22 protein-coding genes are annotated in these 25,843 nt (G+C 35.6%); 14 read left to right on the top strand and 8 right to left on the bottom strand.

The window, feature by feature from the left end; genetic code table 11:
• Positions 1-32 precede the first annotated feature (32 nt).
• The 10 genes from nhaC to ribB all read left to right on the top strand — a co-directional run bounded on the left by nhaC (position 33) and on the right by ribB (position 9,770).
• Positions 33-1,511, top strand: a complete 1,479-nt coding sequence (gene nhaC, locus Q0871_RS16250; protein WP_299325504.1) for a Na+/H+ antiporter NhaC — start codon at positions 33-35, stop codon at positions 1,509-1,511.
• A 223-nt stretch (positions 1,512-1,734) separates the two neighbouring features.
• A complete protein-coding gene (locus tag Q0871_RS16245; protein WP_299325502.1) occupies positions 1,735-2,379 on the top strand; it encodes a peroxiredoxin in 645 nt (214 codons plus the stop codon).
• Positions 2,380-2,448: 69 nt separating this feature from the next.
• Positions 2,449-2,763 (top strand): thioredoxin family protein, encoded by a 315-nt coding sequence (locus Q0871_RS16240; protein WP_036153842.1) that lies wholly within the window; start codon positions 2,449-2,451, stop codon positions 2,761-2,763.
• Entirely contained in the window at positions 2,744-3,001 is a 258-nt protein-coding gene (locus Q0871_RS16235; RefSeq protein ID WP_299325496.1) for a hypothetical protein, read from the top strand. Before Q0871_RS16240 ends, Q0871_RS16235 begins: the two co-directional genes overlap by 20 nt.
• Before the next feature lie 121 nt (positions 3,002-3,122).
• Positions 3,123-3,626: a thiol peroxidase gene (gene tpx, locus Q0871_RS16230; protein ID WP_133673810.1), complete on the top strand. Its 504-nt coding sequence runs from the start codon at positions 3,123-3,125 to the stop codon at positions 3,624-3,626.
• 15 nt (positions 3,627-3,641) lie between these two features.
• Positions 3,642-4,007: a diacylglycerol kinase gene (locus Q0871_RS16225; RefSeq protein ID WP_299325493.1), complete on the top strand. Its 366-nt coding sequence runs from the start codon at positions 3,642-3,644 to the stop codon at positions 4,005-4,007.
• Positions 4,008-4,071: 64 nt separating this feature from the next.
• Positions 4,072-6,459 carry a DNA translocase FtsK gene (locus Q0871_RS16220; RefSeq protein ID WP_299325491.1) on the top strand — a complete coding sequence of 796 codons (2,388 nt, stop codon included), beginning with the start codon at positions 4,072-4,074 and terminating at the stop codon, positions 6,457-6,459.
• Positions 6,460-6,472: 13 nt separating this feature from the next.
• Positions 6,473-7,117, top strand: coding sequence for an outer membrane lipoprotein carrier protein LolA (locus Q0871_RS16215; protein WP_299325650.1), 645 nt, complete (start codon positions 6,473-6,475; stop codon positions 7,115-7,117).
• Positions 7,118-7,143: 26 nt separating this feature from the next.
• Complete coding sequence (locus Q0871_RS16210; RefSeq protein ID WP_299325648.1) at positions 7,144-8,631, top strand: LptF/LptG family permease; 1,488 nt, start codon at positions 7,144-7,146, stop codon at positions 8,629-8,631.
• A 2-nt stretch (positions 8,632-8,633) separates the two neighbouring features.
• Complete coding sequence (ribB, locus tag Q0871_RS16205; protein ID WP_299325489.1) at positions 8,634-9,770, top strand: 3,4-dihydroxy-2-butanone-4-phosphate synthase; 1,137 nt, start codon at positions 8,634-8,636, stop codon at positions 9,768-9,770.
• 4 nt (positions 9,771-9,774) lie between these two features.
• On the opposite strand, the gene Q0871_RS16200 is transcribed toward ribB, so the two are convergent.
• The 4 genes from Q0871_RS16200 to Q0871_RS16185 all read right to left on the bottom strand — a co-directional run bounded on the left by Q0871_RS16200 (position 9,775) and on the right by Q0871_RS16185 (position 13,957).
• A complete protein-coding gene (locus Q0871_RS16200) occupies positions 9,775-10,968 on the bottom strand; it encodes a DegT/DnrJ/EryC1/StrS aminotransferase family protein (protein ID WP_299325487.1) in 1,194 nt (397 codons plus the stop codon).
• Between the two features lie 39 nt (positions 10,969-11,007).
• On the bottom strand, positions 11,008-11,763 hold the full coding sequence (locus tag Q0871_RS16195; RefSeq protein ID WP_299325485.1) for a sulfite exporter TauE/SafE family protein: 756 nt from the start codon (positions 11,761-11,763) through the stop codon (positions 11,008-11,010).
• Between the two features lie 66 nt (positions 11,764-11,829).
• Complete coding sequence (locus Q0871_RS16190; protein ID WP_299325483.1) at positions 11,830-12,768, bottom strand: hypothetical protein; 939 nt, start codon at positions 12,766-12,768, stop codon at positions 11,830-11,832.
• Positions 12,749-13,957, bottom strand: coding sequence for a thioredoxin domain-containing protein (locus tag Q0871_RS16185; RefSeq protein ID WP_299325479.1), 1,209 nt, complete (start codon positions 13,955-13,957; stop codon positions 12,749-12,751). The genes Q0871_RS16190 and Q0871_RS16185 overlap by 20 nt, the downstream gene beginning before the upstream one ends.
• A 232-nt stretch (positions 13,958-14,189) precedes the next feature.
• On the opposite strand from Q0871_RS16185, the gene Q0871_RS16180 reads away from it, so the two are divergent.
• The 3 genes from Q0871_RS16180 to Q0871_RS16170 all read left to right on the top strand — a co-directional run bounded on the left by Q0871_RS16180 (position 14,190) and on the right by Q0871_RS16170 (position 17,985).
• Positions 14,190-15,161, top strand: coding sequence for a succinylglutamate desuccinylase/aspartoacylase family protein (locus tag Q0871_RS16180; RefSeq protein ID WP_299325477.1), 972 nt, complete (start codon positions 14,190-14,192; stop codon positions 15,159-15,161).
• A 395-nt stretch (positions 15,162-15,556) separates the two neighbouring features.
• Positions 15,557-15,973, top strand: coding sequence for a Fur family transcriptional regulator (locus Q0871_RS16175; protein WP_299325475.1), 417 nt, complete (start codon positions 15,557-15,559; stop codon positions 15,971-15,973).
• A gap of 44 nt (positions 15,974-16,017) precedes the next feature.
• On the top strand, positions 16,018-17,985 hold the full coding sequence (locus tag Q0871_RS16170; RefSeq protein WP_299325472.1) for a heavy metal translocating P-type ATPase: 1,968 nt from the start codon (positions 16,018-16,020) through the stop codon (positions 17,983-17,985).
• A gap of 154 nt (positions 17,986-18,139) precedes the next feature.
• Here Q0871_RS16170 and Q0871_RS16165 read toward each other — a convergent pair whose 3' ends face one another.
• The 4 genes from Q0871_RS16165 to Q0871_RS16150 form a co-directional block, all read right to left on the bottom strand.
• Positions 18,140-20,335 (bottom strand): PepSY domain-containing protein, encoded by a 2,196-nt coding sequence (locus Q0871_RS16165; RefSeq protein WP_299325471.1) that lies wholly within the window; start codon positions 20,333-20,335, stop codon positions 18,140-18,142.
• A 319-nt stretch (positions 20,336-20,654) separates the two neighbouring features.
• The gene (locus Q0871_RS16160; protein WP_299325467.1) at positions 20,655-21,140 is read right to left on the bottom strand and encodes a DUF2271 domain-containing protein; all 486 of its coding nucleotides are present in this window, start codon (positions 21,138-21,140) and stop codon (positions 20,655-20,657) included.
• Positions 21,141-21,191: 51 nt separating this feature from the next.
• Entirely contained in the window at positions 21,192-22,694 is a 1,503-nt protein-coding gene (locus tag Q0871_RS16155) for an ankyrin repeat domain-containing protein (protein ID WP_299325465.1), read from the bottom strand.
• Between the two features lie 4 nt (positions 22,695-22,698).
• Complete coding sequence (locus Q0871_RS16150) at positions 22,699-23,604, bottom strand: DUF6607 family protein (RefSeq protein ID WP_299325463.1); 906 nt, start codon at positions 23,602-23,604, stop codon at positions 22,699-22,701.
• A 115-nt stretch (positions 23,605-23,719) separates the two neighbouring features.
• On the opposite strand from Q0871_RS16150, the gene Q0871_RS16145 reads away from it, so the two are divergent.
• A complete protein-coding gene (locus Q0871_RS16145; protein WP_299325461.1) occupies positions 23,720-25,834 on the top strand; it encodes a TonB-dependent receptor in 2,115 nt (704 codons plus the stop codon).
• Positions 25,835-25,843: the final 9 nt, after the last annotated feature.

Genomic DNA, 25,843 nt, shown 5'->3' with positions numbered 1-25,843 from the left:
GTAATATTACGTAGAAACCAAACTATCTTTTAATGTCAGACCAAAATACCAATGAACACAGGGAAAACGAGCATATCGTTGACAATAAAGAATTAAGCATATTTGCCGCCTTAATTCCCGTTATAGCCCTAGTTGCTATGTTAGCATATAACGTTTATGTATTTGGTGATGATGCCTTAAGTGGCTCAAATCAGTTCATACTTTTAATGGGCGGAGCAATTGCAGCTATTGTTGGGTTTGCCAATAAGGTTTCATATAAGCAAATGATAGCCGAAGTAGAAGAGAACATTCGATCTACCACTGGTGCATTATTAATTTTGCTTATGGTTGGTGCACTGGCAGGTACATGGCTTGTTAGTGGTATTATACCTGCAATGATTTATTACGGACTTCAAATTCTTAATCCCACTATATTTTTAGCGGCTTGTGTAATTATTTGCGCTGTAATTTCTGTTGCAACGGGTAGCAGCTGGACAACGTCTGCTACCGTAGGTATTGCATTAATAGGTATCGGCGAAGCATTAGGTATTTCTTTAGGAATGACCGCTGGTGCCGTACTATCTGGCGCATATTTTGGTGATAAACTTTCTCCATTAAGTGATACTACAAATTTAGCACCGGCAATGGCAGGTGGCGAATTGTTTTCTCATATTAAGTATATGATGTGGACAACTGTACCTACCATTTCAGTTACGCTAATCGTATTTTTAATCATCGGTTTTAGCTTAGAAACTAGTGGAGACGCAGATGTAGATGCTATACTGGCATCTATCGACTCCTCTTTTGATATTAACGGTTGGTTATTTTTGGTACCCGTAGCGGTTATATTTTTAATCGTTAAAAAGACTCCGCCATTAGTAGCCTTATTAATAGGTACGCTATTGGCTGCTTTATTTGCGTTAATTTTTCAACCTAACGTAGTTGCGGGTATCACGGGAGCTACAGAATTAACTTTTCAATCTGGATACCAAGGAATACTAAAAGCTATAACCGTTAATACAGATGTGCCAACCGACAATAAAGCGTTGAGCGATTTGTTTTCTTCAAAAGGAATGACAGGTATGCTAGGTACCATTTGGCTAATTATCTGCGCTATGTTTTTTGGTGGAATTATGGATGGTATTGGTGCACTATCAAGAATTACTAAGTCCCTGCTTAAAATGGCAAAATCGACATTCGGTCTATTCTTTAGCACAGGTATAAGCTGTATCGTTTTAAACGGTACCGCATCTGATCAGTACTTGGCAATTGTAGTACCAGGGAAAATGTTCTCAAAAGCATTTAAAGATAGAGGGCTAGCACCCGAAAATTTAAGTAGAACCTTAGAAGATACAGGTACGGTAACATCAGTGCTAATACCTTACAACACTTGTGGAGCTTACCATAGTGGCGTATTAGGTGTTGGTGTAGCTGAATATTTCGTGTATGCCATCTTCAATTGGTTGAGTCCGATAATGACTTTCATCTTCGCCGGATTCAATATTAAGATTAAAAAATTAGCCTCTAAATAATTAAAAAATTCCATTCTAAGTTATTAGCACTTCAGATAATATATTTCTGTCGATCTGGTAATTTTAAAAGCTAAAAATTACGTAATTCTTACCAAAACATAGCATTACCATTAGCTATTCAAAATAGTTATTGTTGCATTGAAAATACTAATTTAGAAAGTCTGTAAACGCCATATCTTGTCTTAATTTTGCTTTATAATTAATTATAAAACGAAAACATATTATGGCATTTGTAGGAAAAAAATTCCCAAATCTTAGTGTTAACGCAATGAACGACATGGGCGACACTTTTAAACTTAACGTATTAGAAGAAGCTCAAAAAAATAATAAAAAAGTGGTTCTTTTTTGGTACCCAAAAGATTTTACTTTTGTTTGCCCTACAGAATTACACGCATTTCAAGCTGCTATTGGTGAATTCGTAAAAAGAAATACAATTGTAATCGGTGCTTCATGTGATACTCCAGAAGTACATTTTGCATGGTTAAGTACTGCAAAAGATAATGGTGGTATTGAAGGTGTTACTTACCCAATATTAGCAGACAGCAACAGAAACTTAGCTTCTACTTTAGGTATATTAGATATTACCAATGAAAAGTATGACGAAGAAAATGATGTAGTAACTGTTGAAGGTGATAATGTAACTTACAGAGCAACATATATTATTGATGAAGAAGGTGTTGTACAACACGAAAGCATCAACAACATGCCTTTAGGTAGAAACGTCAACGAATACCTACGTATCGTAGATGCTTTAACGCATGTACAAGAAAAAGGTGAAGTATGCCCAGCAAACTGGGAAGAAGGTAAAGATGCAATGTCTGCAAATAGAGACGGTGTTGCTAGCTACCTTTCTACACATGCTAACTAAGTAAAACAACCATGAACATGAAGTTATTGACTTCATGTTCTTTTTATTAATCTTTAAATAACTTTAATTATGTTATTAGAATTAGAACAAGATAATTTACAGGAAATCATAGATAATAATCCAAATGTTGTAGTTCAATATTCTGCAACATGGTGTGGTAACTGTAGAATCATGAAGCCAAAATTCAAAAAAGAAGCTTCACAAAATGAAGACATTACATTTGTATTGGCAGATGCAGAAAAATTTCCTGAATCTAGAAAGCTAGCAGACGTAAGCAACTTACCAACCTTCGCTTCTTTCGAGAAAGGGAAAATTAAAAATCAGGTTCAGACTAACAAGTACGACCTATTAAAAGATTTGATCAGTGAGATTACCCATAATTAAATTACTGACAGAGTTCATTGAAGAAAAAGATAGCGATTTCGTTCTAGAGGCTATTGAAACTTTAGAAGCATTAACAGAGCTACCTTCTTTAAAAGATGAAGAGCTTGATGTCATCGGCGAACTTATTTCTAATATGTACGGTGCCATTGAAGTTGCGAACAGCATAGAGCAAGGCACCCCAAAGAAAGATGCTATGAATCAGTTTATGCAGCGAGTTTTAGGCTCTATAGACAAATAATAGCTATTTAAAATATACAAAGTCCTTTCAATAATGAAAGGACTTTTTTTTATCATATTCCCGCTCATTTCAACTTTATATTTTATAATTTCACACTCTCAATTATAAAAAGATAAAAGTTATGGCTTCGGTTACACTAAAAGGAAACGAAATACACACATTAGGAACTTTACCTGCAAACGGCGGAAAAGCTCCAGAATTTCAATTAACTAAGAATGACTTATCTACCGTAAAACTTTCAGATTACGAAGGTTCTAGAGTAGTATTAAATATATTCCCAAGTGTTGATACAGGTACTTGCGCACAGTCTGTACGTCAGTTTAATCAAGAAGCTGCTGAATTAGACAACACTATTGTTCTTTGTATTTCTAAAGATTTACCATTTGCACAAGCAAGATTTTGTGGTGCCGAAGGAATCGAAAATGTTGAAATGCTTTCTGATTTTAAAGATGGTAATTTCGGAAAAGGTTATAACGTAGCATTCTCTGACGGACCATTAGCTCCATTGCTTTCTAGAGCAGTTGTTGTAGTTGATGAAAAAGGTAATGTATTGTATACAGAGCAGGTAGCAGAAACTACAGAAGAGCCAAATTACAAAGCAGCTTTAGAGGCATTAATGAACTAAAAACAAAGGACACTCATGCCCAAAGAATCCTTTTTGGTAAATCGTATTAAAAGTGTTGGCTTTGCCCTTAAAGGCGCCTTCCTTTTAATACGAACCGAAGCAAGTATAAAAATTCAGGTCTTCATTGCTATCGTAATGACTGCCGCTGGTTTCTACTATGATATTTCGAGTACAGAATGGATACTTCAAATATTTGCAATTGCTATTGTTTTAGGAATTGAAGGCATGAATACTGCTGTTGAAAAAATTGCAGATTATATTCAACCCGAATTTGATGTCAAAATCGGATTTATAAAGGATATTTCTGCAGGTGCTGTAATGCTTGTTTCAATAGCTTCTGCCATTGTCGGACTCATCATCTACCTACCCAAGATTCTATAGGTTAGTTCTTAGTTTTCACGTAGCTCATCGTAAATTTGTAATTTAGCATCAGAATTAAGTTTTAATGGCAAAAAAGGCAACTAAATCAAAGCCAAAACCTACTAAAAAGCGAACACCGTTTAAATTATCCAAACAGAATAAAATCATTTTGGGTAGTTTATTGATGCTCTTTAGTATTGCATTGTTCTTTTCGTTTATTTCATTTTACTTTAACTGGCAAGATGACCAAAGTTTATTGTCTGAGTTTAAAGACCGAAATGAACTTGCAAAAAACTTATTGAACAAATTCGGAGCAAGTATTAGCCACTTTTTCATGTATAAGGGCTTTGGCGTAGCTTCACTAATTATTCCGTTTTTAATCTGTATTACTGGTATCTACCTCTTTTTGGGGCTTCCTTTAAAAGCATTGTTCAAAAAATGGATTTGGGGTCTATTATTCATTATTTGGATTTCAATTGCCCTAGGTTTCTTTGCCACCGCTAGCCCACTCTTAGGCGGATTGGTAGGTTTTGAAATGAACGATTTCCTACAAGATTATGCGGGTAAAATTGGAGTTTTACTATTATTGGTATTCGGACTCATATTTATTTTAGTACGATTATTTAACGTTACCCCTGAAGGAATTTCATCTTTCTTTAATTCTAGAAAAGAAGCTATTTCTACGGAATTTAAAGCCAACCAAGAACGTAAGGTAACTAAAAAGAAAGAACAGAAAGAAAAAGAAGACATTCTTACTACCTCGTTAGAAGAAGAAGCTCCGGTTATTTTAGACACTTATACCCATAAGGCAGAAATTCCTCATTTAGAAAAAGAGAAAAAAGCTAACGATTTTGAAGTAACCATACCAGAACCTGAGCCAGAAGAAACTTTGGCAATGGAGGTTGAGTCGGTTGTTGAAGAACCAGAAGAAATTGATATTCTTGCCAATAAACTTGTAGATGATTTTGGAGAGTTTGACCCTACCTTAGAGTTAGGGAACTACAAATTCCCAACTATTGATCTTTTAGACCAACATGGTGCTACAGGCGGTATTACTATTAATCAAGAAGAATTAGAGGAAAATAAGAATAAAATTGTTGAAACTCTAAAAAATTATAAAATCGGAATTGCCCAAATAAAGGCAACCATTGGCCCGACAGTAACATTGTACGAAATAGTACCAGAAGCGGGTGTAAGAATATCGAAGATTAAAAATCTTGAAGATGATATTGCACTTTCATTAGCGGCATTGGGTATTCGTATCATTGCTCCTATTCCTGGTAAAGGAACTATTGGTATCGAAGTACCTAACAAAAATTCATCGATCGTATCAATGCGTTCGGTTATTGCCTCTAGCAAATTTCAAAAAGCAGAAATGGAATTACCAATCGCATTCGGTAAGACCATTAGCAACGAAACCTTTGTAGTAGATTTAGCAAAAATGCCTCACCTATTAATGGCAGGTGCAACAGGTCAAGGTAAATCGGTAGGTTTAAATGCCGTACTTACTTCGTTATTATACAAAAAGCATCCGGCAGAGGTAAAATTCATTTTGGTCGATCCAAAGAAAGTTGAACTTACGCTTTACAATAAAATTGAACGTCATTTCTTAGCTAAGCTTCCAGATTCTGAAGAAGCTATTATCACAGATAACACAAAAGTAATTCACACCTTGAATTCACTTTGTATTGAAATGGATAATAGATACGAGCTGTTAAAATTAGCAATGGTTCGTAACTTAAAAGAATACAACACGAAGTTTAAGGCTAGAAAACTGAATCCGAATGACGGACACAAATTCTTACCATACATTGTATTGGTAATTGATGAGTTTGCCGATTTGATTATGACAGCCGGTAAAGAGGTAGAAACGCCCGTAGCAAGACTTGCACAACTGGCAAGAGCAATTGGCATACATTTGATTATTGCGACGCAAAGACCTTCTGTAAACGTTATTACAGGTATAATTAAAGCCAACTTCCCTGCGAGGTTAGCTTTTAGAGTAACTTCTAAAATAGATTCAAGAACAATTTTAGATACCGCAGGTGCGGACCAATTAATTGGTAGAGGAGATATGTTATTTACACAAGGTAATGATGTTACCCGTATTCAATGCGCATTTGTTGACACTCCTGAGGTTGCTAAAATAACGGAATTCATTGGTAGTCAGAGAGCTTATCCAGAAGCACATGAACTACCAGAGTATGTTGGTGAAGATTCTGGCACAAGTCTTGATAATAATGTATCTGAAAGGGATGCAAAGTTCAGAGAAGCTGCTGAAGTTATCGTAATCGCCCAACAAGGTTCTGCCTCATTAATTCAACGTAAATTGAAACTAGGGTATAATAGAGCCGGAAGGATTATTGATCAACTAGAAGCAGCGGGAATTGTTGGTCCGTTTGAAGGTAGCAAAGCAAGACAGGTTTACGTAGCCGACATGGTTGCCCTTCAACAAATATTAGATAATGAATAATATCATAAAAAAGATGAAGAAAATTATTATTGTATTTACGATTATGCTTATAGCAACTTTTGCAAATGCACAAGGTTCTGATAAAGCCAAAAGTTTGTTAGATGAAGTATACAACAAGGTTCAGAGTTATGACAATATCTTTGTGGACTTCAAATTCGATCTAAAAAATGCCGAAGCAGGAATTAACCAAGAAACAAGAGGCGATGTTACCCTTGCAGGCAATAAATACATGTTCAATTACTTAGGTTCTCAGCAAATTTTTGACGGTAACAAAGTATACACAATCGTACCAGAGAATGAAGAAGTTACTATCGAAGATAAGTCTGATGATGAAAACGCGATGACCCCTTCAAAAATGTTGACTTTTTATAAAGAAGGACACAACTACGCTTGGGATATTCTACAGGATATTCAAGGAAGAAAAATACAATATGTAAAGTTGACTCCTATTGATTCTGATACTGAAATAAAATCAAGATTATTAGGTATTGATATGGGCACAAAGCACATTTACAACTTAATTGAAACAGGTAAGAACGGTACAAAAACCACGATCACTGTTAATTCTTTTAAAACAGACCAAACTTTGTCCAAAACCTTATTTACTTTTGATGAAGCTAAATACAAGGATGAAGGTTATTTCATTCTAAGAAATTAGTACTATTGAGAATACTAGACCGATATATCCTTTCAAGGTTCGTTTTTAATTTTGTCAGTTCGTTTGTAATATTGATGTTTATCTTCATATTTCAAACGATTTGGCTTTTTATTGATGATCTGGCGGGCAAAGGTTTAGATATTGTTATTATCGGTAAGTTCTTGTTCTATTTAATGCCAGACCTTACTGAAAAAGTACTCCCACTTACCGTACTTTTATCTTCTATCTTAACCTTTGGTTCTATCGCAGAAAATTATGAATTCGCTGCAATGAAGGCTTCAGGTATCTCACTACAACGTTCTATGTTGAGTTTAATCATATTCGTAACCATTTTAGGTGGAGTCACATTTTTCTTTGCTAATAACGTTATTCCCCTATCACAAAGAAAAATATATAACCTCCGTAGAAATATTGCCAAAGTAAAACCTGCAGCAGTAGTCTCTGAAGGCGTTTTTAGTGATTTTGAAGGAATGAACATAAAGGTGGATGAAAAATATGGTGATAATGATCGTTTTCTTAAAAACGTAATCATTCATAGAAAGTCTGCAAACAATCTGAACACTACCGTTATCAAATCAAAATCGGGCGAATTAATAAGTAGCGAGGACTCTGACGTTATCCAATTGGTATTAACAGATGGTCATTACTATGAAGACATCACCTCGAAAAGTAATGATAACAAAATGAAATTTCCTTTTGCTCAGGCAGATTTCGACACCTATACCATGAACATCGAAATTCCTGAAATAAATAATGATGATCTAGAAGAAGAACGAGATATAAGTACCGATAAAATGAAAAATATATCGAGACTTTCAAAAGATATTGATTCTTTACGTGGCGATAACTACCGTATTGTTCGTGCATTTTCCAAAAACATAGAAGGAAGAACTGGCATGTTTACTCCTTTGGTTGCCAAAAACAATGATTCCACCAAAACGGATATGATCAGCAAAAAAGATTCAGTTTTAAATGCAAAAGCCAGTATTGCCAAGAAAAATATTGCATTGCAAGATTCTATTAATGATAATTTTCTTGTCCTTTTTCCAGATTGGCAACAGATTCAAATATTAAGTAGTGCAAAAAATGCCACAACTAGTATTTTAGGAACTGTAAGCGGTAAAAAAGAAGAAATGCAGAAAAGATATAAAATCTACAACATGCATATTCTTTCGCTACACAATAAATATGCATTAGCATTCTCTTGTATCATTCTATTCTTTGTAGGTGCTCCATTAGGTGCTATAATTAGAAAAGGAGGATTAGGGTTGCCTATGGTTATTGCCATAGTACTATTCCTAATTTATTATTTTATAGGAGTTTTCGCAGGAAACTATGCAAAAGAAGGTAATATACACCCAATGTTAGGTGCATGGCTAGCAACGCTGATTATGCTGCCCCTAGGTGTTGTATTAACCAAAAGAGCAACAGAAGATAAAGGATTGATGGATTTCGGATTTATAGCCGATTTCTTTAAAAAATTATTTAAGAAAAAAGATAAAGCTGATTCTTAACCATGACAGATCTTAGTACCATACAATTGAATAGTATAGAAGAAGCGATTGAAGATATTCGCGCCGGTAAGGTAATTATCGTAGTTGATGATGAAAATCGTGAAAATGAAGGAGATTTTTTAGCAGCCGCGGAACTTGCTACACCTGAGACGGTCAATTTTATGGCAACTCACGGTAGAGGCCTTATTTGTGCGCCATTAACCGAAGGTCGTTGTAAAGATCTGGGATTACATATGATGGTTAGCACCAATACCGATCCTTTAGAAACGGCATTTACCGTATCTGTAGATTTAAGAGGAAAAGGAGTTACCACAGGTATTTCTGCCGGTGATAGGTCTAAAACTGTTATTGCATTAACCGAAAGTGACACCAAACCCCATGATTTAGCTAGACCGGGACATATATTTCCGTTAGTAGCTAAAGAAGGTGGAGTTCTAAGAAGAACAGGGCACACCGAAGCTGCCATTGATTTTGCGCGATTAGCAGGATTACAGCCTGCAGGAATCATAGTAGAGATCATGAATGAAGATGGTACCATGGCACGACTACCTCAATTGGTAGAAGTTGCTAAAAAATTCGATCTTAAAATTGTCTCAATTGAATCTCTTGTTGCCTATAGAATGGAACACGATAGCTTAATCGATAAAGAAGTAGATTTTGATATTACCACTCGTTTTGGTGAATATAGATTGAGAGCTTATAAGCAGACAACAAACAACCATATTCATATTGCCTTAACAAAAGGTTCTTGGTCTTCTAATGAAAAAATCTTAACCAGAATCAACTCTACCCTTATCAACAATGACATTTTAGGAACATTGACACATAACCCAGATGAAAAGTTAGAGGATATGTTCAACAAGATTAATGAAGAAGGTAAAGGGGCTATTGTTTTCATCAATCAAGATTCAGAATCACTAAATCTACTTTCAAGATTAAAAGAGTTGAAAGAATTGCAAAAACAGGGCGTTCACAAAGCACCTAAAATAGAAATGGATAATCGTGACTTCGGAATTGGAGCTCAAATACTACACGATTTAGGTATTCACAAAATGAAACTAATGACCAACAGTAACCAAGCGAAACGCGTAGGTATTGTCGGATACGGATTAGAAATTTTAGAATATGTGAAGTATTAATGTTTTATACAAACTTTTCTAATACTTCTTTCATTTTAGTAGCTCGTTCAACAACCTGTTCATCTGTCCAGCTTAGTTTTACAAGACATGAGATGGTTCTACCAATCCACGCATCAGATTTTGCGAAGTCTGATCGTGAATAGTCAGGTAACTGATTCATAACTTCTTGCGGCAACTTACCTAAAGATCTTTTATGGGTTAAATGCTCCCATTTTTTGTAGTAATGCCAGTTATTATCAAACCAATAAAAACACGAATCAACACCAGCCTCACCTAAAGCTGTATGTGCTTTTTTAGCTAATTCTGTAGTTGGCAAAAAGATAGAGATAAACGAATAATTCTCCACCCCCCCTTTTGGTACTTTTCTAAACGTAATATTAGATAGCGGCGATAAGGCATCTCTTAAAACAGTGTAATTTTTCTTTTGAATAGATAAGAAATCATCTAAGCGCTCAATTTGTGCACAACCCACAGCTGCATGTAATTCTGAGATCCTAAAATTATATCCTAAAAACGGATGCGTTTCCGTTCCGCGATTATTACCTACATGATCATGACCATGATCAGAGTAATGATCTGCATTTATTTTATATTGTTCGTTATTGGTAATGATTGCTCCGCCTTCGCCACAAGTTATAGTTTTTACATAATCGAACGAGAAACAGCCTATATCACCATAACTACCCAACGGCTTACCATCATAACTACCTCCTATTGCCTGACAGGCATCTTCTAACAGCAATAAATTATGTTTATCACAAATAGTCTTCAATGCACCAAGATCTGCCATAGAACCACACATATGAACAGGCATGACTACTTTAGTTTTATCGGTAATAGCACTTTCAACTGATTTAGGACTTAAGGTTAAAGTATCATCTACATTTACCAAGATAGGTATTGCACCAATAGCCAAAATAGATTCAAAACTTGCTACAAATGTAAAAGTTGGCATGATGACCTCGTCACCAGCCCCGACACCTGCACTCGCAAGCGCAACTGTTAATGCGGCAGTACCACTACTTACCAATTGTGCATATTTAGATTTCATGCGTTTAGATAAAGCAGCCTCAAGCTCTAATGCTTTCCAATGATTATTTCGCATGCCGTCAAAGCCGTAACGCATTAAAACACCTGAATCTAAAACATCTTGAACTTGACTTTTCTCACTCTCTCCAAACAACTCAAAACCTGGCATGCTATCGTATTTTATATTGTATTACAAATTTTGGTTAAATTATTGGTAAAACCAAAGTTTTACAGCTAGTATCGACACCATAAAAATCAAGAACTTTTTCACGAAACCATCTCCCATATTTACAGACACCCTACTTGCTACCCAAGCACCACTACCATTACCAATGGCCAGTATTAAGCCAATTTTCCAATTTACTTGGTCGTTCCAAGCAAATACTATCAATGCTGAAACCATATACATAAAAACAACAGCAACTTTGGTCGCATTAGAACGTACTAAGGTCATTCTATTTACATAATGTAGAAACAGTATGATTATAAATCCAAGTCCCGCATTAATGAATCCGCCATAAATCCCGAAGAAGAAAAAAGCTATAATCCCGAGCCACAAGTATTTACCGGTAAGTCGCTCTTGAATTTCTTTCATTCCAATTTTTGGTCCGAATGCTACTATCAGTACTACGCAAATCATTACAATAGCAAGAATTCTGTTAAACAGTGCTGCACTAATATCAACCGCCAAACGAGCTCCGACAATAGAACCGAAAAATGCAGCGCATCCTAAGTATATATTAAACGGAAATGTAGAAACTCCTTTACTTTTAAACCCAGCAGTAGCTACAGCTGTTTGAAAAATTACCGCAACCCTATTCGTACCGTTTGCTAATGTAGAAGGTAACCCCAAAAAGATTAAGATTGGTAACGAAAGAAGAGAACCACCGCCTGCAACCGTATTGATAAAACCAACAACAAAACCAACAAGAATCAATAAAGGGTAGGCGTACCATTCTTCCATACAAAAAGCGCTATATACTCAAATAAAATAGCAATAAAAACTATTAAAGATCAACTAATCATACACCTACCTAAACCCTTGGTAACCAAAAGATTTCATCTGACCAAAAGCATCAGAAACTGTTTTCGCAGGTAGTTTGCAAGTGTTATTCTGACATACATAAATAAAGGTTTCATCTTCATCAAAACGATCTTTAAAAAGGGAAATATCACTCTCAACAGTAGAGCCGACGATAATTGAATTGACTATGTAGGCTCCACTCATTTCTAACAGAATACTTTTTGCATCACTACCAACAACCACTATTTCATAAAAAGGATATGCTTGTTGCAAAAGCAAAGACCCCCAAGCGCCATAGCTTACAGCATGATTTTCAAAATCACTTGTAATCAATGCACCCATTACCTCTGCCTTTTTTAAATAATATGTATTGTATTCTAAATGACCAATTCGTAAAAAATTCTGTGCCATAATAGCGTTCGCAGATGGCACCACTCCGTCGGAAGTATTAATTATACTTGGCACCAAATCATTAGAAACATTATAATAGAACAACTCAGAATTACTCTTATATTTTTCTGAACATATATTCATTAGCTCTTTTGAAGTCTGTAGATACGAGACGTCTAAAGTAACTTCATACAAAGCAAAGGCACTTTTGGCTAGAAAAGCATAATCTTCTAAGAATACCTCTTTCTGCTTACTATCATTTGTATAAGAATGCACCAATTGAGCATCTTTATAATTGTACTCCTTTAAATAATTAAATACAGACACGGCCTCTGTTAAAAATTTTTCATCACCAAAAGCTTTGTATGCCTCTAGTAGTCCATCAATCAAAAGAGCGTTCCACGATGTCAAAATTTTAAAATCTTTGGTGGGCTTTTCTCTTTTTTGTCGTGCTTGATATAAAGTCGATTTCCAACTCTCCTTTTTCTTATCAAAGGCTTCTTCACTCAAATCGAACTCCTTTAAAAACTTATCTTTAGAAATGGTGTTGTTCAACACATAGTTTCCATCTTCCCAAAACCTGACTATCCTCTATATTGAAGTATTTGGAGAATAATTCAAAATCTTCACCTAACAACGTCTGCAGTTCTTCCTTCTTCCAAACATAATAGACTCCTTCTTCCCCGTTAGTATCAGCATCCATCGCGCTAAAATAACCTCCATCTTCATTTCTCATTTCAACCTTCAAAAACTTAAGGGTTTCCTCCACCTTAGTTTTGTACTCCTTATTTTCAGTCAACTTATAGGCTTTTGAAAGTAAATACACGAGTTGTGCATTATCATACAACATCTTTTCAAAATGAGGTACTTTCCATGTATTATCAGTACTATATCTAAAAAAACCACCATCTACGTGATCATAAATTCCACCATGTATCACTTTATCCAACGTATTAATAACATGATTTTCAGCTTCGCTATCTTGTTGCAGCACGGCATAATCTAACAACATAGTCAAATTAGCAGGTAGTATAAATTTCTGTTGACCCAGGTTACCACCCCATTGTTTGTCCCAAAGAGTAGCCCATTCCGTAATTCCGTTTACAAACTTATCTGGTGTAATGGCATTTGCCAATTGTTTTGCTGGCTGATCATAAACCTCTTGAACGCCATCTGCCAACATGGTGGCATACTCCGTCATTTTCTCAGGGTTCTTTTCATATTCAGAACTGAATTTGATTAGAATATTCTTCCATTCTTCTTTCTCAAAATATGTACCCAAAAATACCGGACTCCCATTAGGCATAATAATAGCGTTCATAGGCCAACCACCCGTTCCGTTTACTAATTGCAAGGCAGTTTGGTAGACCATATCAAGATCTGGTCGTTCTTCGCGGTCTACCTTAATACTAACAAACTTATAGTTCATAAGTTTAGCCACTTCGGTATCTTCAAAAGATTCCTCTTCCATAACATGGCACCAGTGGCAGGTAGAATACCCCACACTTAAAACCACTAGTTTATTTTCTTCGGATGCTTTTTTAAAAACATCGTCTGACCAAGCGTTCCAATCTACAGGGTTATGTGCATGTTGTAATAAGTACGGACTGGTTTCATGTATAAGATCATTGGTGAATTCATGATTGTCAATTGCTGCATCATCACTTATATTCTTATTTTGATTTTTACAAGAACTTAAAATAAGCATACCAATAAAAACAAAAAACAAGCTATTAAATTTCATAAGTCTAAAATCTGAATATCAAAGATATATTTAATTTTTACGAATTACCGAAGAGATATATTTGAACAAAATTTAAACTGAAAAATAAGCAATACTATCTCATACATAAGTCATTCTAGAAAATAACTTTTTGAATACTATATACATGATTAAACACTAATTTTACCGATTAGAATATACCAAACTGAAACCTTTTCGGTTATAGTAGAAATCTTAATGTAGGCAATACAAGATGTTTAATAAAAAATACACACTTTTAGGAGAAACCATTCAGAAAGGCAAAGGTGCCCAATTGAATTTAGATATCGCAAAACTACATACCAGAACCAAAATTGAAGTGCCGGTAATTGTACAGCGCGGTAAAAAAGATGGTCCTACCCTACTCATTACAGGTGGTATTCACGGTAATGAAATTAACGGTGTAGAAATAGTTAGACAAATTGTTTCCAAAAAGTTCAACCGTCCAGAATGCGGTATGGTTATTTGTATTCCGGTGGTAAACATATTCGGATTCTTGAACCAGGCACGTCAATTTCCTGACGGTCGAGATTTAAACAGAGTTTTTCCTGGTACCTTAAGAGGATCATTAGCAAGCCGCTTTGCCTATCATTTAGTGAAAGACATTGCACCGGTTATAGATTACTGTATAGATTACCATACTGGCGGTGATAGTCGTTTTAACGCACCACAAATTAGAATTGATAGTGATGATGTTGACGGGTTAGCGTTAGCTAAAGTTTTTGGTGCAGAATTCATTGTAAAGTCTGCCGGAAGAGAAAAATCATTTCGAGAAACATTGCATCAACTTGATAAAAAGGTACTATTATACGAAGGCGGAAAATCGCTTCATATTGATAGTGAAATAACCGATACTGGTATTGTCGGCGCACTGCGGATGATGCATTATCTAGGTATGCGAAATTTCGAAGAAGAACTTTCTCATTATGCATTAAAAGAAACCGTTCCTAAATTGGTTCATGCCTCTAAATGGGTTCGAGCAAAACATTCGGGTATGTTTCACCCAACAATCAAAATCGGACAAGCAGTAAAAAAAGGAGAAGAAATAGGAAGCATTTCTGGCCCGTTCGGTTATTTTGAAAAGAAAATAAAAGCAAAAGAAACCGGATATGTAATTTGCATTAACGAATCTCCGATTGTGAATCAAGGTGATGCAATTTTTCACATTGCTTACGATATTGAATAGACATCAAACGCTTTTTAAATTTTCAAAAACCAAAGACTTAAAAGTTAAAGATCATCTGCAATTAAAATCTGCTATCTTACTGACTGAAGGATCATTAACCATTCATTATAATCCTAGACTAACAGCTTAAAAATTGTAGTAACGATAGATAAAACATCACCATTTTTCAACTAAAGAAAGACCATAATTTACAGATTTTTTAATCGGTAATCGCCATTTTCAAAAAATCACTTTCAGACACGTTATTTATCAAATTTTCAGCACTTTATAACAAAATAAAAGCAATTTTTAATACATTAAATTGCTTAATTTAAAGTTAAAGATCCTCTCAAGTTGAAATCTTTTAAAACATTGATTACATTAGTGTTAAGCGTATTTTTAAACTCCGTTTTTGAATGACTGAAATAGAAAAAACATTAGATAATAAAAGTGTACGCCCTACTGCTATGCGTATACTTATTTACAAATTCATGGCAGGCAAGCAAAATGCCGTAGCGCTTACCGATATTGAGAATGCTTTTGAAAAAGCGGAGCGAACCACACTGTATAGAACTTTAAAAACATTTGAAGAAAAAGGCATTGTTCATCAAATAGATGATGGTACAAATATTTCCAAATTCGCACTTTGCGAGCCCGGTTGTAATTGTGAGATCGATCAAGACTTACACCTGCATTTTCACTGTAGTCAATGTGATAAAACCGTTTGCTTAACGGAACATAAAATTCCGCATATCAATTTACCCGCAGGTTATATTGCCGAAGATGCCAATTTGGTTATTAAAGGTATATGCGATTCGTGTAGCGACCATTAAATGCACTTCTGTTGCACGATCTCTTTTCAGACCTTGCAGGCATTATGAAAAAGAAGAAAATAGATTTACAACCATTTACAGCACCCCAAAGTTCATGTGGTCATTGCTGTGGGGACGAACATACGCACGAAGCACCACAACATACATCAAACTTTAAAATATATCTACCAGCAATTATCAGTTTTATCATGCTAGTTATTGGCATGATGTTAGACTATTTTAATGCATTACCATTCTTTAAAGGTTACGTACGATTGGCATGGTACATTATCGCATACATTCCCGTTGGCTTACCTGTATTAAAAGAAGGATGGAAAAGCATTAAAAAAGGGAATTTCTTTACCGAATTCTTTTTAATGGGTGTTGCTACTATCGGGGCTTTTGGTATTGGCGAATATCCAGAAGGTGTCGCAGTAATGGTATTCTACGCAGTGGGTGAACTTTTTCAAAGTGCTGCGGTTCAGCGTGCTAAAGGCAACATTAAAGCTTTACTTGATCTACAGCCGGATCAAGCCTTGGTTTTCCGTAATCATCAATTTATTTCTATATCTCCAGAAGAGGTTAATGTGGGAGAAAAAATACAAGTTAGAGTTGGCGAGAAAGTCCCGCTAGACGGTATATTACTCTCAGAAAAGGGATCATTTAATACCGCAGCCTTAACAGGAGAAAGCAAACCTGATGCCCTTAAAAAAGGAGATGCCATATACGGCGGAAGCATCAATTTAGATGGAGTAATTGAAATTGAAACCACAAAGGTTTTCAAAGACAGTTCTATTGCTCGTATTCTAGATATGGTACAAAACGCCACCGCTAGAAAATCAAAGACAGAACTCTTTATTAGAAAATTCGCAAAAATTTACACCCCAATTGTCACCTACCTAGCTATTGCACTAACCTTTCTACCTTACTTTTTTGTCGAGAATTATGTTTTTCAAGATTGGCTATATAGAGCCCTGATTTTCCTTGTGATTTCTTGTCCGTGTGCGTTGGTAATTTCTATTCCGTTAGGGTATTTTGGCGGATTAGGAGCAGCTTCACGTAACGGAATTCTATTTAAAGGCGCATCTTTTTTAGACACCATGACCAAAGTGAATACGGTGGTAATGGACAAAACAGGCACTGTAACAAAAGGGGTTTTTAAGATTAAGGATCTTATTAAAGATCAGATCTTTACCGAAGACGAATTCATAAAGTACTTGATCGCTATTGAAGAACAATCTACACACCCTATTGCAAAGGCAATTTTGGAATATAAGGCAGGGGGAGACAAGTTTAAAGCTACGGATGTTATCGAAATTGCCGGTAAGGGATTACAAGGAACGGTTAACGAAAAATTGGTCTTGGTCGGTAATAAGGCGTTGATGATCGCGAACCAAATTGAAGTCCCCGCAGCAACTGATAGCATTGTAGAATCTATTGTAATGATGGCGATAGATGGAAAATTTGCAGGTTATGTGACCGTAGCTGACGAATTAAAAGATGATGCATTCGAAGCCATTGCCAATATGCGTAAAGCAGGTATTGATAAAATTATCATGCTTTCTGGAGATACCGATTCCATTACCCAACAAGTGGCGAAAGAATTAGGAATTGACTGGGCAAAAGGCGGATTATTACCGGAAGAAAAACTAGAAGAAGTAGAGAAACTTAAAAAACAATCGAATACCAAAATTGCTTTTGTAGGTGACGGAATTAACGATGCTCCAGTTCTAGCCATTAGTGATGTCGGTATTGCTATGGGCGGACTTGGTAGTGATGTCGCCATTGAAACTGCCGATGTTATTATACAAAACGATCAGCCTTCTAAGATTGCTACCGCAATCAAAATCGGGAATTCTACACGAAAAATTGTATGGCAAAATATTGCCCTAGCTTTCGGAGTAAAATTTATTGTTTTAGCTATGGGTGCCGGCGGATTAGCCACTATGTGGGAAGCTGTTTTTGCCGATGTTGGTGTTGCGCTTTTAGCAATTTTGAATGCAGTGCGATTGCAGAGGATGCAATGGAAATAAACTAATGTCATTTCGAGCTTAGTCGAGAACTTTTAAGTTAGAATCTCACAAGCATTGCATTTCGACTGCGCTCAATGTGACATACTGACCCTAAATACAGATTGTACAGAAATTCGACAGACTACTTCGTCACGAAAGACTCTTCGCAATTCGTTTAATAACAATCTGTTTTTAGCTGACCGCTTTTTTCAAAAGCTTCAAAACTGACTTTTTGGTTGCCTTGCAATATTCTTTCTAATACATCAAGAACATCATGTTGCATAGCCAGTGACCCACAAATCATAATTGTGCCATTTTGGTTAATGGTTTTCAATACTAATTCTTTTTGCTCAAAAACGACATCTTGAACGTATTGCTTTTCACCTTCCCTGGAGAATGAAGTAAATACATTTATATTTCCATGATTTGAGACTTCTTTCTCAAAAACGGAATTATAAATCTCCATAGAAGCCTTTTCACGTCCTCCCCAGAACATAGAGATATTCTGAGTTGTATTTTCAGAGATCATTCCTAAGAATGGAGCTATACCGGTGCCATTTGAGATGAAAATTGAATTTTTTGTATTTTTCGAAAAATGGAAGTCTCCGTTTCTGTCTAGTGCAGCTTTTATAGTTTCGCCAACTTTTAATCCGAATAGGTAATTAGAACCTCTCCCTAACTCGTGTTTTTTAATACTAAGTAAAACAGTATCGTCAATTCTGGCAATTGAATATTGACGAACGATATCATCATCATTTGGAAATACTTCTAATAAATCTCCCGAAGTGAAATCAACATTAGATTTTGATTTTAGTTTTAACAAGAACGTATCATCAACATTTAAATTGGTTCGCTCCAAAACTTCAAACTCTACTTTCTTATACTTTTTCTTTTTTAAAAGAGGTCTTTCTACAGGAATTGTGAATCCGACTTTATTAGAGAATTGTATCATCCAAAGTTCAAAAGAATCGAAATCGGCTTTATTAATTTTAAACAAAGGCAATTGCTGTTGAAAATTCTTCGCTGATGCTATTTGATCATCTATCTCAATAGCAAACTTACAGTAATCTGGATAATCTAATGAACCAAAACCAATTACCCAAAAATCGATCTTGTTCGGTTGTTGTATCCTCGAAAACAACTCAGAAAATTTACGTGCATTCGTTGGCGGCTCGCCTTCACCATAGGTAGAAGTAAATATAATAATTTTGATCGCCTTTGCATATTCAGTATAGTTATTAAGCTCTGATAAATAGACTTTCCTTCCAACCTTTGTTAATCCATTATAAAAACGCTGTGCAAAATCGAACGCGGTACCACTCTCCGAACCTACTAAGATTATATACTCACATTCATCTTTATCTGATATTTGTATTATCCGTTTTGCTTTCTTTCTTCGCTTCAATGTCATTACAAAACCTGAATACATAAAAAACAGAATAGAGGCACTTGAAAGCAACAATACAATAGACCAGAAGACATTACCCTCACCCGTGTGCAATACCAAACTTAACCTTGAAGCCAATGTAATAAAAGGGTAATCTGCACTACGTACTATAGCACCCGTTTGCTGATTTACGTCAACCTCTTTATTCTGTAAAGCAATAAGGTAATATTCTTCTGGATCACTAGAAAAAGGAAATTCTACCTGTCTAATATCTGACAAAGTAGTTTCCTTAAAAAATAGAACCTCGGTAATATGTTCATAAACCTTAGAGGCTCCATTAGGAGCAACATCTTGCTTCTCGACTACAGTATCCGGCAATAAATTAAACTTCTCGGCGGATAGGTAAACTCCGGTAGAAGCAAGAATTATAATAGGAATAAAGAACCACCTACTTAATAGTACATGGTATCGTAACTCAAAATAATCTTTCTGGACTTTCGAAAATAATTTTAAGAATCCGCCTTGGCGCTTAGCAAGCAGCACAAGCCCGGTAATCGCAATAATACATAAGAGTAAAGAAATAAGACCAACAAAAAATCGACCTATACTTTTTAGAAATAAAGAACGGTGTACGTTAGTTGCAAATGTATATATGTACGGTCGTTCTTCAACCTCACCTAATTGTTCACCTGTAATAGGGTTCACATATATATCTAATGTTTCCATCTCCATAGTCAAAACAGAAGCCTTTACGAATCCTGATGATTCTACTTCTAATTCTAAAACCTCATCATAAGAATTCTTTAATGCATCTATAGTAGTTGCCAATGATACTTCTTCCCAATTTTCTACCGCATAGCCTTTTGCTTGGTGAGAAATGGGCTCTACCGCTAAAATGATTCCGGTCACGGAAGCCACTATCAAGAATAGTGAAGAAACCAGGGCAAGCGTAAGATGACTAAAGCGCCAAATAGAAATGGTCATAAATGGAAATGTAATTTTGTGATCTTATTATTTTAAAAATTCCAGAATGTCTGTACTAAGACATTCTGGAATTTATAATTGTGATTGTAAAAAATAAACGCATTAACTGTAAAACGTTATTACGAACATAATAAAGTAATCTGTTTATTTGTAGCCGAGAACTCATACACTACATAAATTTGACAGATTACTTCGTCGCAAAATGCTCCTCGCAAAGACGTCATTCTGATTCATGGTCACGCAAAACTCACATGCAACTATTATTCAGCAGATTGCTTCGTCGTGAAATGCTCTTCGCAAAAACAATAATTTAAAACAATTACTGAGGCAACATACGTACGTAACGAATAAAACCTTTACCCTCTACTTTGGTGGTTAAGTTTTCTGTGGTTAACGGAAACTGAATATCATCTGCATAATACCCTTGATCCTCAACAGAAGTTTCAAAACGTAGTTGATAACCTTGGTCTATTTTATCCGTAGGAATTTGCAAAACATTCAGTGCACGTTCTCCACCACTAATAGTCTCACCAGAAATAGCATCTATATTCGGGCGATTTTTTCCGTAGAATTTCCACCACTCTGTAATTTCACTATACCATTCGCTGTCTTTACCTTGAACGTAAATCGTTTCTACATATTCATTATCGGCATCAACAATAGATACGATTAAATAAGCACCTTCACCTGAATAATTTGTTAATTGTATTAGACACTTTACAGGAGTCTTATCTACAGGATTGAATGCGGTCAATAAGGACCCGACCAATAGAATTGCCGGAATATATTTTAAAAATTTGTTCATGTATATAAAATTTTGTTCTCTATAAGAGATTTATAAATATGATTTAGGATTCTATTGCTTTAAGAAATTAAGAGACTTATTCTCTTTTTGCAATAATTCGTTTTCACTAGCCAAATCATATACCGTTTCATCAAAATCAGTTGTACTCTTTGCATCCGCACCTTTAGCAAGTAAGAATTTAAGCAACTTATCATTCTCTGCCTTCATTGCAGCTACATGTAAAGCAGTTAAACCTTCATCGTTCTTAGCATTGACATCGATATTAAAATCGGACACTTTTTTCAATAACTCAAGGTTATTTTTCTTAGCAGCCACATGATATAACGTATTACCTTCACCTTGAACGGTATTGAATTTTAATCCTTTAGACTTCAATAAAGCTAACTTAGCATCAAAAGCCTTGGCGTTTCTTTTATTATACGAATCTGCCAAAAAGTAAGCAGCCGTATTACCGGCAGTATCTTGAGCATTGATATCCGCTCCCTTACTTATTAAAAACTCAACCACATCTGCCTTGTTACTATGAGCCGCTAGCATAAGTGCAGTTTCCCCACTCTTGTTGGCAGCATTGATATCCTTCACATTTTTAGATAATAATTGAACCATAGAAAGCTGGTTTCTAGCAGCAGCGTTTAAAAACGGAGTATTCCCTTTTTCATCCGCTTGGTTTACATCTGCACCAGCATTTAAGAAAAGCTCAATAATAGCAGCATCTTTAGTACCAAAAGCTAAACGGTGCAACGGTGTGCTCCCATTTTTCTCTACAATATTAGGTTCCAAACCAAGACCTTTTAAATAGCTATAGACTGGTAGGCCATTACTGAATCCGCGGCCACCTTGCGATGCGAACATAAAAGCATTACCTCCATTATCATTAAGTGACTTGTAATCAACTCCCTTTTTAATAAGAAGATTTAAAAAATCTATATTTCCTTTTTTAGAAGCGTAGTTGAAAATTCCGTTACCATCTTCATCTTTACTATCTAAAGCCAAACCTTTATCTAGGAAGAAATTCAATTCTTTTTCTGTCTTAAGAGAAGGTGCAGCCAATAGTAAAACATTAGCACCATGTTCATTTTTCTCCTCCACTAAATTCACACCTTTCTTTTCAAAAGCATTATAAATTGCAGGGTTTGTAAGTCCAGCATTTGCTCCAAAAGCAAGCGGTGTATATCTATGACTATCCAAAGCCGTAACCGATGCACCTTTATCTAATAAAAACTGTACCAAGTCAGCATCGCCAGAATACGCTGCCCAGTGTAAATAAATACGACTATCATGAGTTTTCTTATCTACAGCGTTACCTTCAAGAGATAATAAATATTTAACTACCTCTGTATCTGCCTTACTGGTAATTGCTAAAGTAGTAGCATCAAAAGAATTGCTATCCATCTCAGCAGGGTCATTACCCTCAGCGATTTTTTGTTTTATGGTAGCAACATCTGGATTACTCTTCCAAAATTTACGATCTATCAACTCATTTTTCTGCTGTGCAATACCAGTGAAGCTTACAAACAATAGAGCGGTTAAGGCTATTTGTTTTACGGTTTTCATGTTCTTATTTTTTTACAAATGATTCAATTACTTCTTCTATCTCCCCTTTTTGATCATATTCATCATCAAAAAGATACTTATACAATACTTTATTATCTACTTTCTGTTCTAAAGAAAGGTCTTGATTACGACCATATACATCATCCCACTTGGTACGCACTAAAGCCCATTTATCTGTATTTGATTTCCACCAAGCAGCAGCTGCGGCACATCTGCTATCATCAACTTTTACATAAGTATTATATCCCTTTTCTTGAGCAAGCATAACATCTTCTTTACCAGCTTCACGCATTACTTTAGTATTATCTTGGTCATGCAACCACCCATAATCCGTTACTTCATGACGGTTACCACGAACGGTTAAGTTGTAATCACTTCTAGTTGTATACTCACGCCTAGGTAGTGGCGCATCTGCAGTATTTTCCCAATAACTTTTACCATCTACATGAACCCAAGTAGAAGAACCCTCGTACCGCGGACTATCATCTACTTGAAATACTTTTTGTGTCCACTGCCCTTTCACCTTATCTGCCTGCAGCTTCTTAAATGTCCAAGTGTTATTAGCATTGTAGGAGTACAAATCTGTATTCTCAAACAACCAATCTTGTCTCCAGTGTTTTACAATGTAAGGTTCTGCAGGGTCACCAACTTGTAACAAGTGTTGAATAGATATTTTGTCATTCTTATCGGTTATAAGCTCTGCCCACTCTAGCCCTTTATCTACTTTTGTTTTAGATGGTTTATACAGCGAGTCTGTACTATAATTAAAGGTTTCTGCGAAGTTAAAAGTTACTTCATAACAACCGCACATGCTTTTTATTGCATCGCGATCTTTCTTCATTTTATCTTTTTGTGAAAAGGCACTTACAAAAATAACCAGTGCCATGGCAATAGAAATGGGTGTTCTCATTAGATTATTATTTATTGTTTTCTGGTTCGATGACAAAAATAGTTATTTTTATTTATTCTAAATAAGAATTGTTTATATATTTGTCGAGTATTAAGAATAATTCTAAATAAGAATAATGCGATATAAGTTTGTTCCCTACTTACTACTTATTACCTATCAACTGACACTTGCTCAAAGTCAGGTAGAAAGTTCCAAAGACTCTATTTTATCACAACAACTAGATGAAGTTATTGTTACCGCGACCAGAACCGAGCGTCAATTATCATCTCTTCCCCTACCCGTTACCTTGGTGGGCAAAAAACAGATTATTAAATCTGGTACTGTTCGTTTAAATGAAATACTGAACGAGCAAACAGGTATAATAACCGTTGCTGATGAAAGCGGATTTCAAGGGGTGCAAATACAAGGTATCGCATCTGACTATATTCTTATTCTAATAGATGGTGTACCTCTTGTGGGTAGAAGTGCAGGTAATTTTGATTTAAGCAGATTAACCGTAGGGAATATCAAACAGATTGAAGTTGTTAAAGGTCCGGCGAGCTCTTTATATGGTTCTGAGGCCTTAGGCGGAGTGATAAATATTATTACGGGAAAACCACAAACGGAAGCCTTAAGTGGTAATGCATCTTACAGAATAGGAAGCTTCACTCAACAGGATATTAATCTAGATTTGAAACAAGCATTTAAAAAGTTTCGTTACGGATTTTTCGCTAATAGATTTTCATCTAACGGGTATGATCTAAATGAAGATGTAGAAGGGCAAACCGTGAATCCGTTTACCAACTACACTTTAAATGGTCGTTTGTATTATGATTTCAACGATAAACTATCCCTATTCACCTCCGCACGTTTTTATGATCAAAACCAAGATGCAGGTTTTACACTAGACAGTATACAATATACAGGTGATACCAAAGAACGTGAATGGAACACTCACGCCAGACTAGACCATAAATGGACCCCAAATCTTACCATGGCCTACGAGCTTTATTATACAAATTATATGGCTACAGAATTATTGGCAGATCCTATTTCTACAGATGTATTGAGTGATAGTGATTTTAACCAAAAACTATTTCGCCCAGAGGTACGTGGCAGCTACACATTTGCATCTAAAAACGAAAATAATACTGGGTTACAAAACGGAACTTTAACTGCTGGTATGGGTTTACAATTAGATGAGCTAGACAGAACATATTTTGATGAAACAGTCAACTTCACCTCTCAATACCTTTATGCACAGTACGATTTTAATCCTATTGAAAAGTTGAATATTATAGCCGGTGCACGGTTTGATAATCACTCAGAATACAACAACCAGTTCAGCCCTAAATTGGCTTTGCGTCACCAATTAAATAACAATCTATCGATCAAGGGTTCTGTTGGCTACGGTTTTAAAGCACCAGATTTTAGGCAGCTGTATTTCGACTTTACCAATTCTGCCGTTGGATACACCGTACTAGGCTATAATGTAGCTTTAGACAAACTACAAGAGTTAGTAGAACAAGAACAGATCCTTAGTGTATTGGTTACCGAAGATGAACTTAACAAACCTTTAGAAGCAGAAAGTTCTATTGGGTACAACCTAGGTTTTAATCTAAAGCACGGTCGTGGAAATACAGAGGTAAATTTCTTTAGAAACGATTTCAAAAACTTGATAGATACACGCATTATCGCCCGTAAAATAAATGGTCAAAATGTATTCAGTTACATGAATTTTGATGAAATATATACCACAGGCTTTGAAATCAATTCAAGCTTCAAACTTACCGATGAACTGAACATTAGTGCCGGGTACCAATTGCTATATGCTTTTGACAAGCAGAAAAAACAAGATGTAGCAGATAATCAAGTATTTGTGCGGGATGCTGAAAGTGGGCAGTCGGTTGCACTAGCACAGTCAGACTATTTCGGCTTGGTGAATCGCTCTCGACACAATGCTAATTTTAAGGTGTATTATGATATACCTAATACTAGCACCAATGTAAATATGCGGATATTATATAGAAGTAAATACGCCCAATATGACACCAATGGCAACGACCTCATAGATAATTATGATACCAGTTTCATAGATGGTTTCGTAACCGTAAATGCAGCGATAAGCAAAATATTTTATAAAAATCTCACATTACAGGTAGGTGCAAATAACCTTTTGGACTATACCGATAACAATATCCCGACAATGCCGGGAATTCAAGGATACCTAAAACTAAATTATCAATTTTAACCCACCTGA

The sequence above is a fragment of the uncultured Maribacter sp. genome (assembly GCF_947500985.1).
Taxonomy (GTDB): domain Bacteria; phylum Bacteroidota; class Bacteroidia; order Flavobacteriales; family Flavobacteriaceae; genus Maribacter.
Note: the sequence above shows the minus strand (reverse complement) of the source record. Positions and strands in the feature narration are given on the sequence as shown.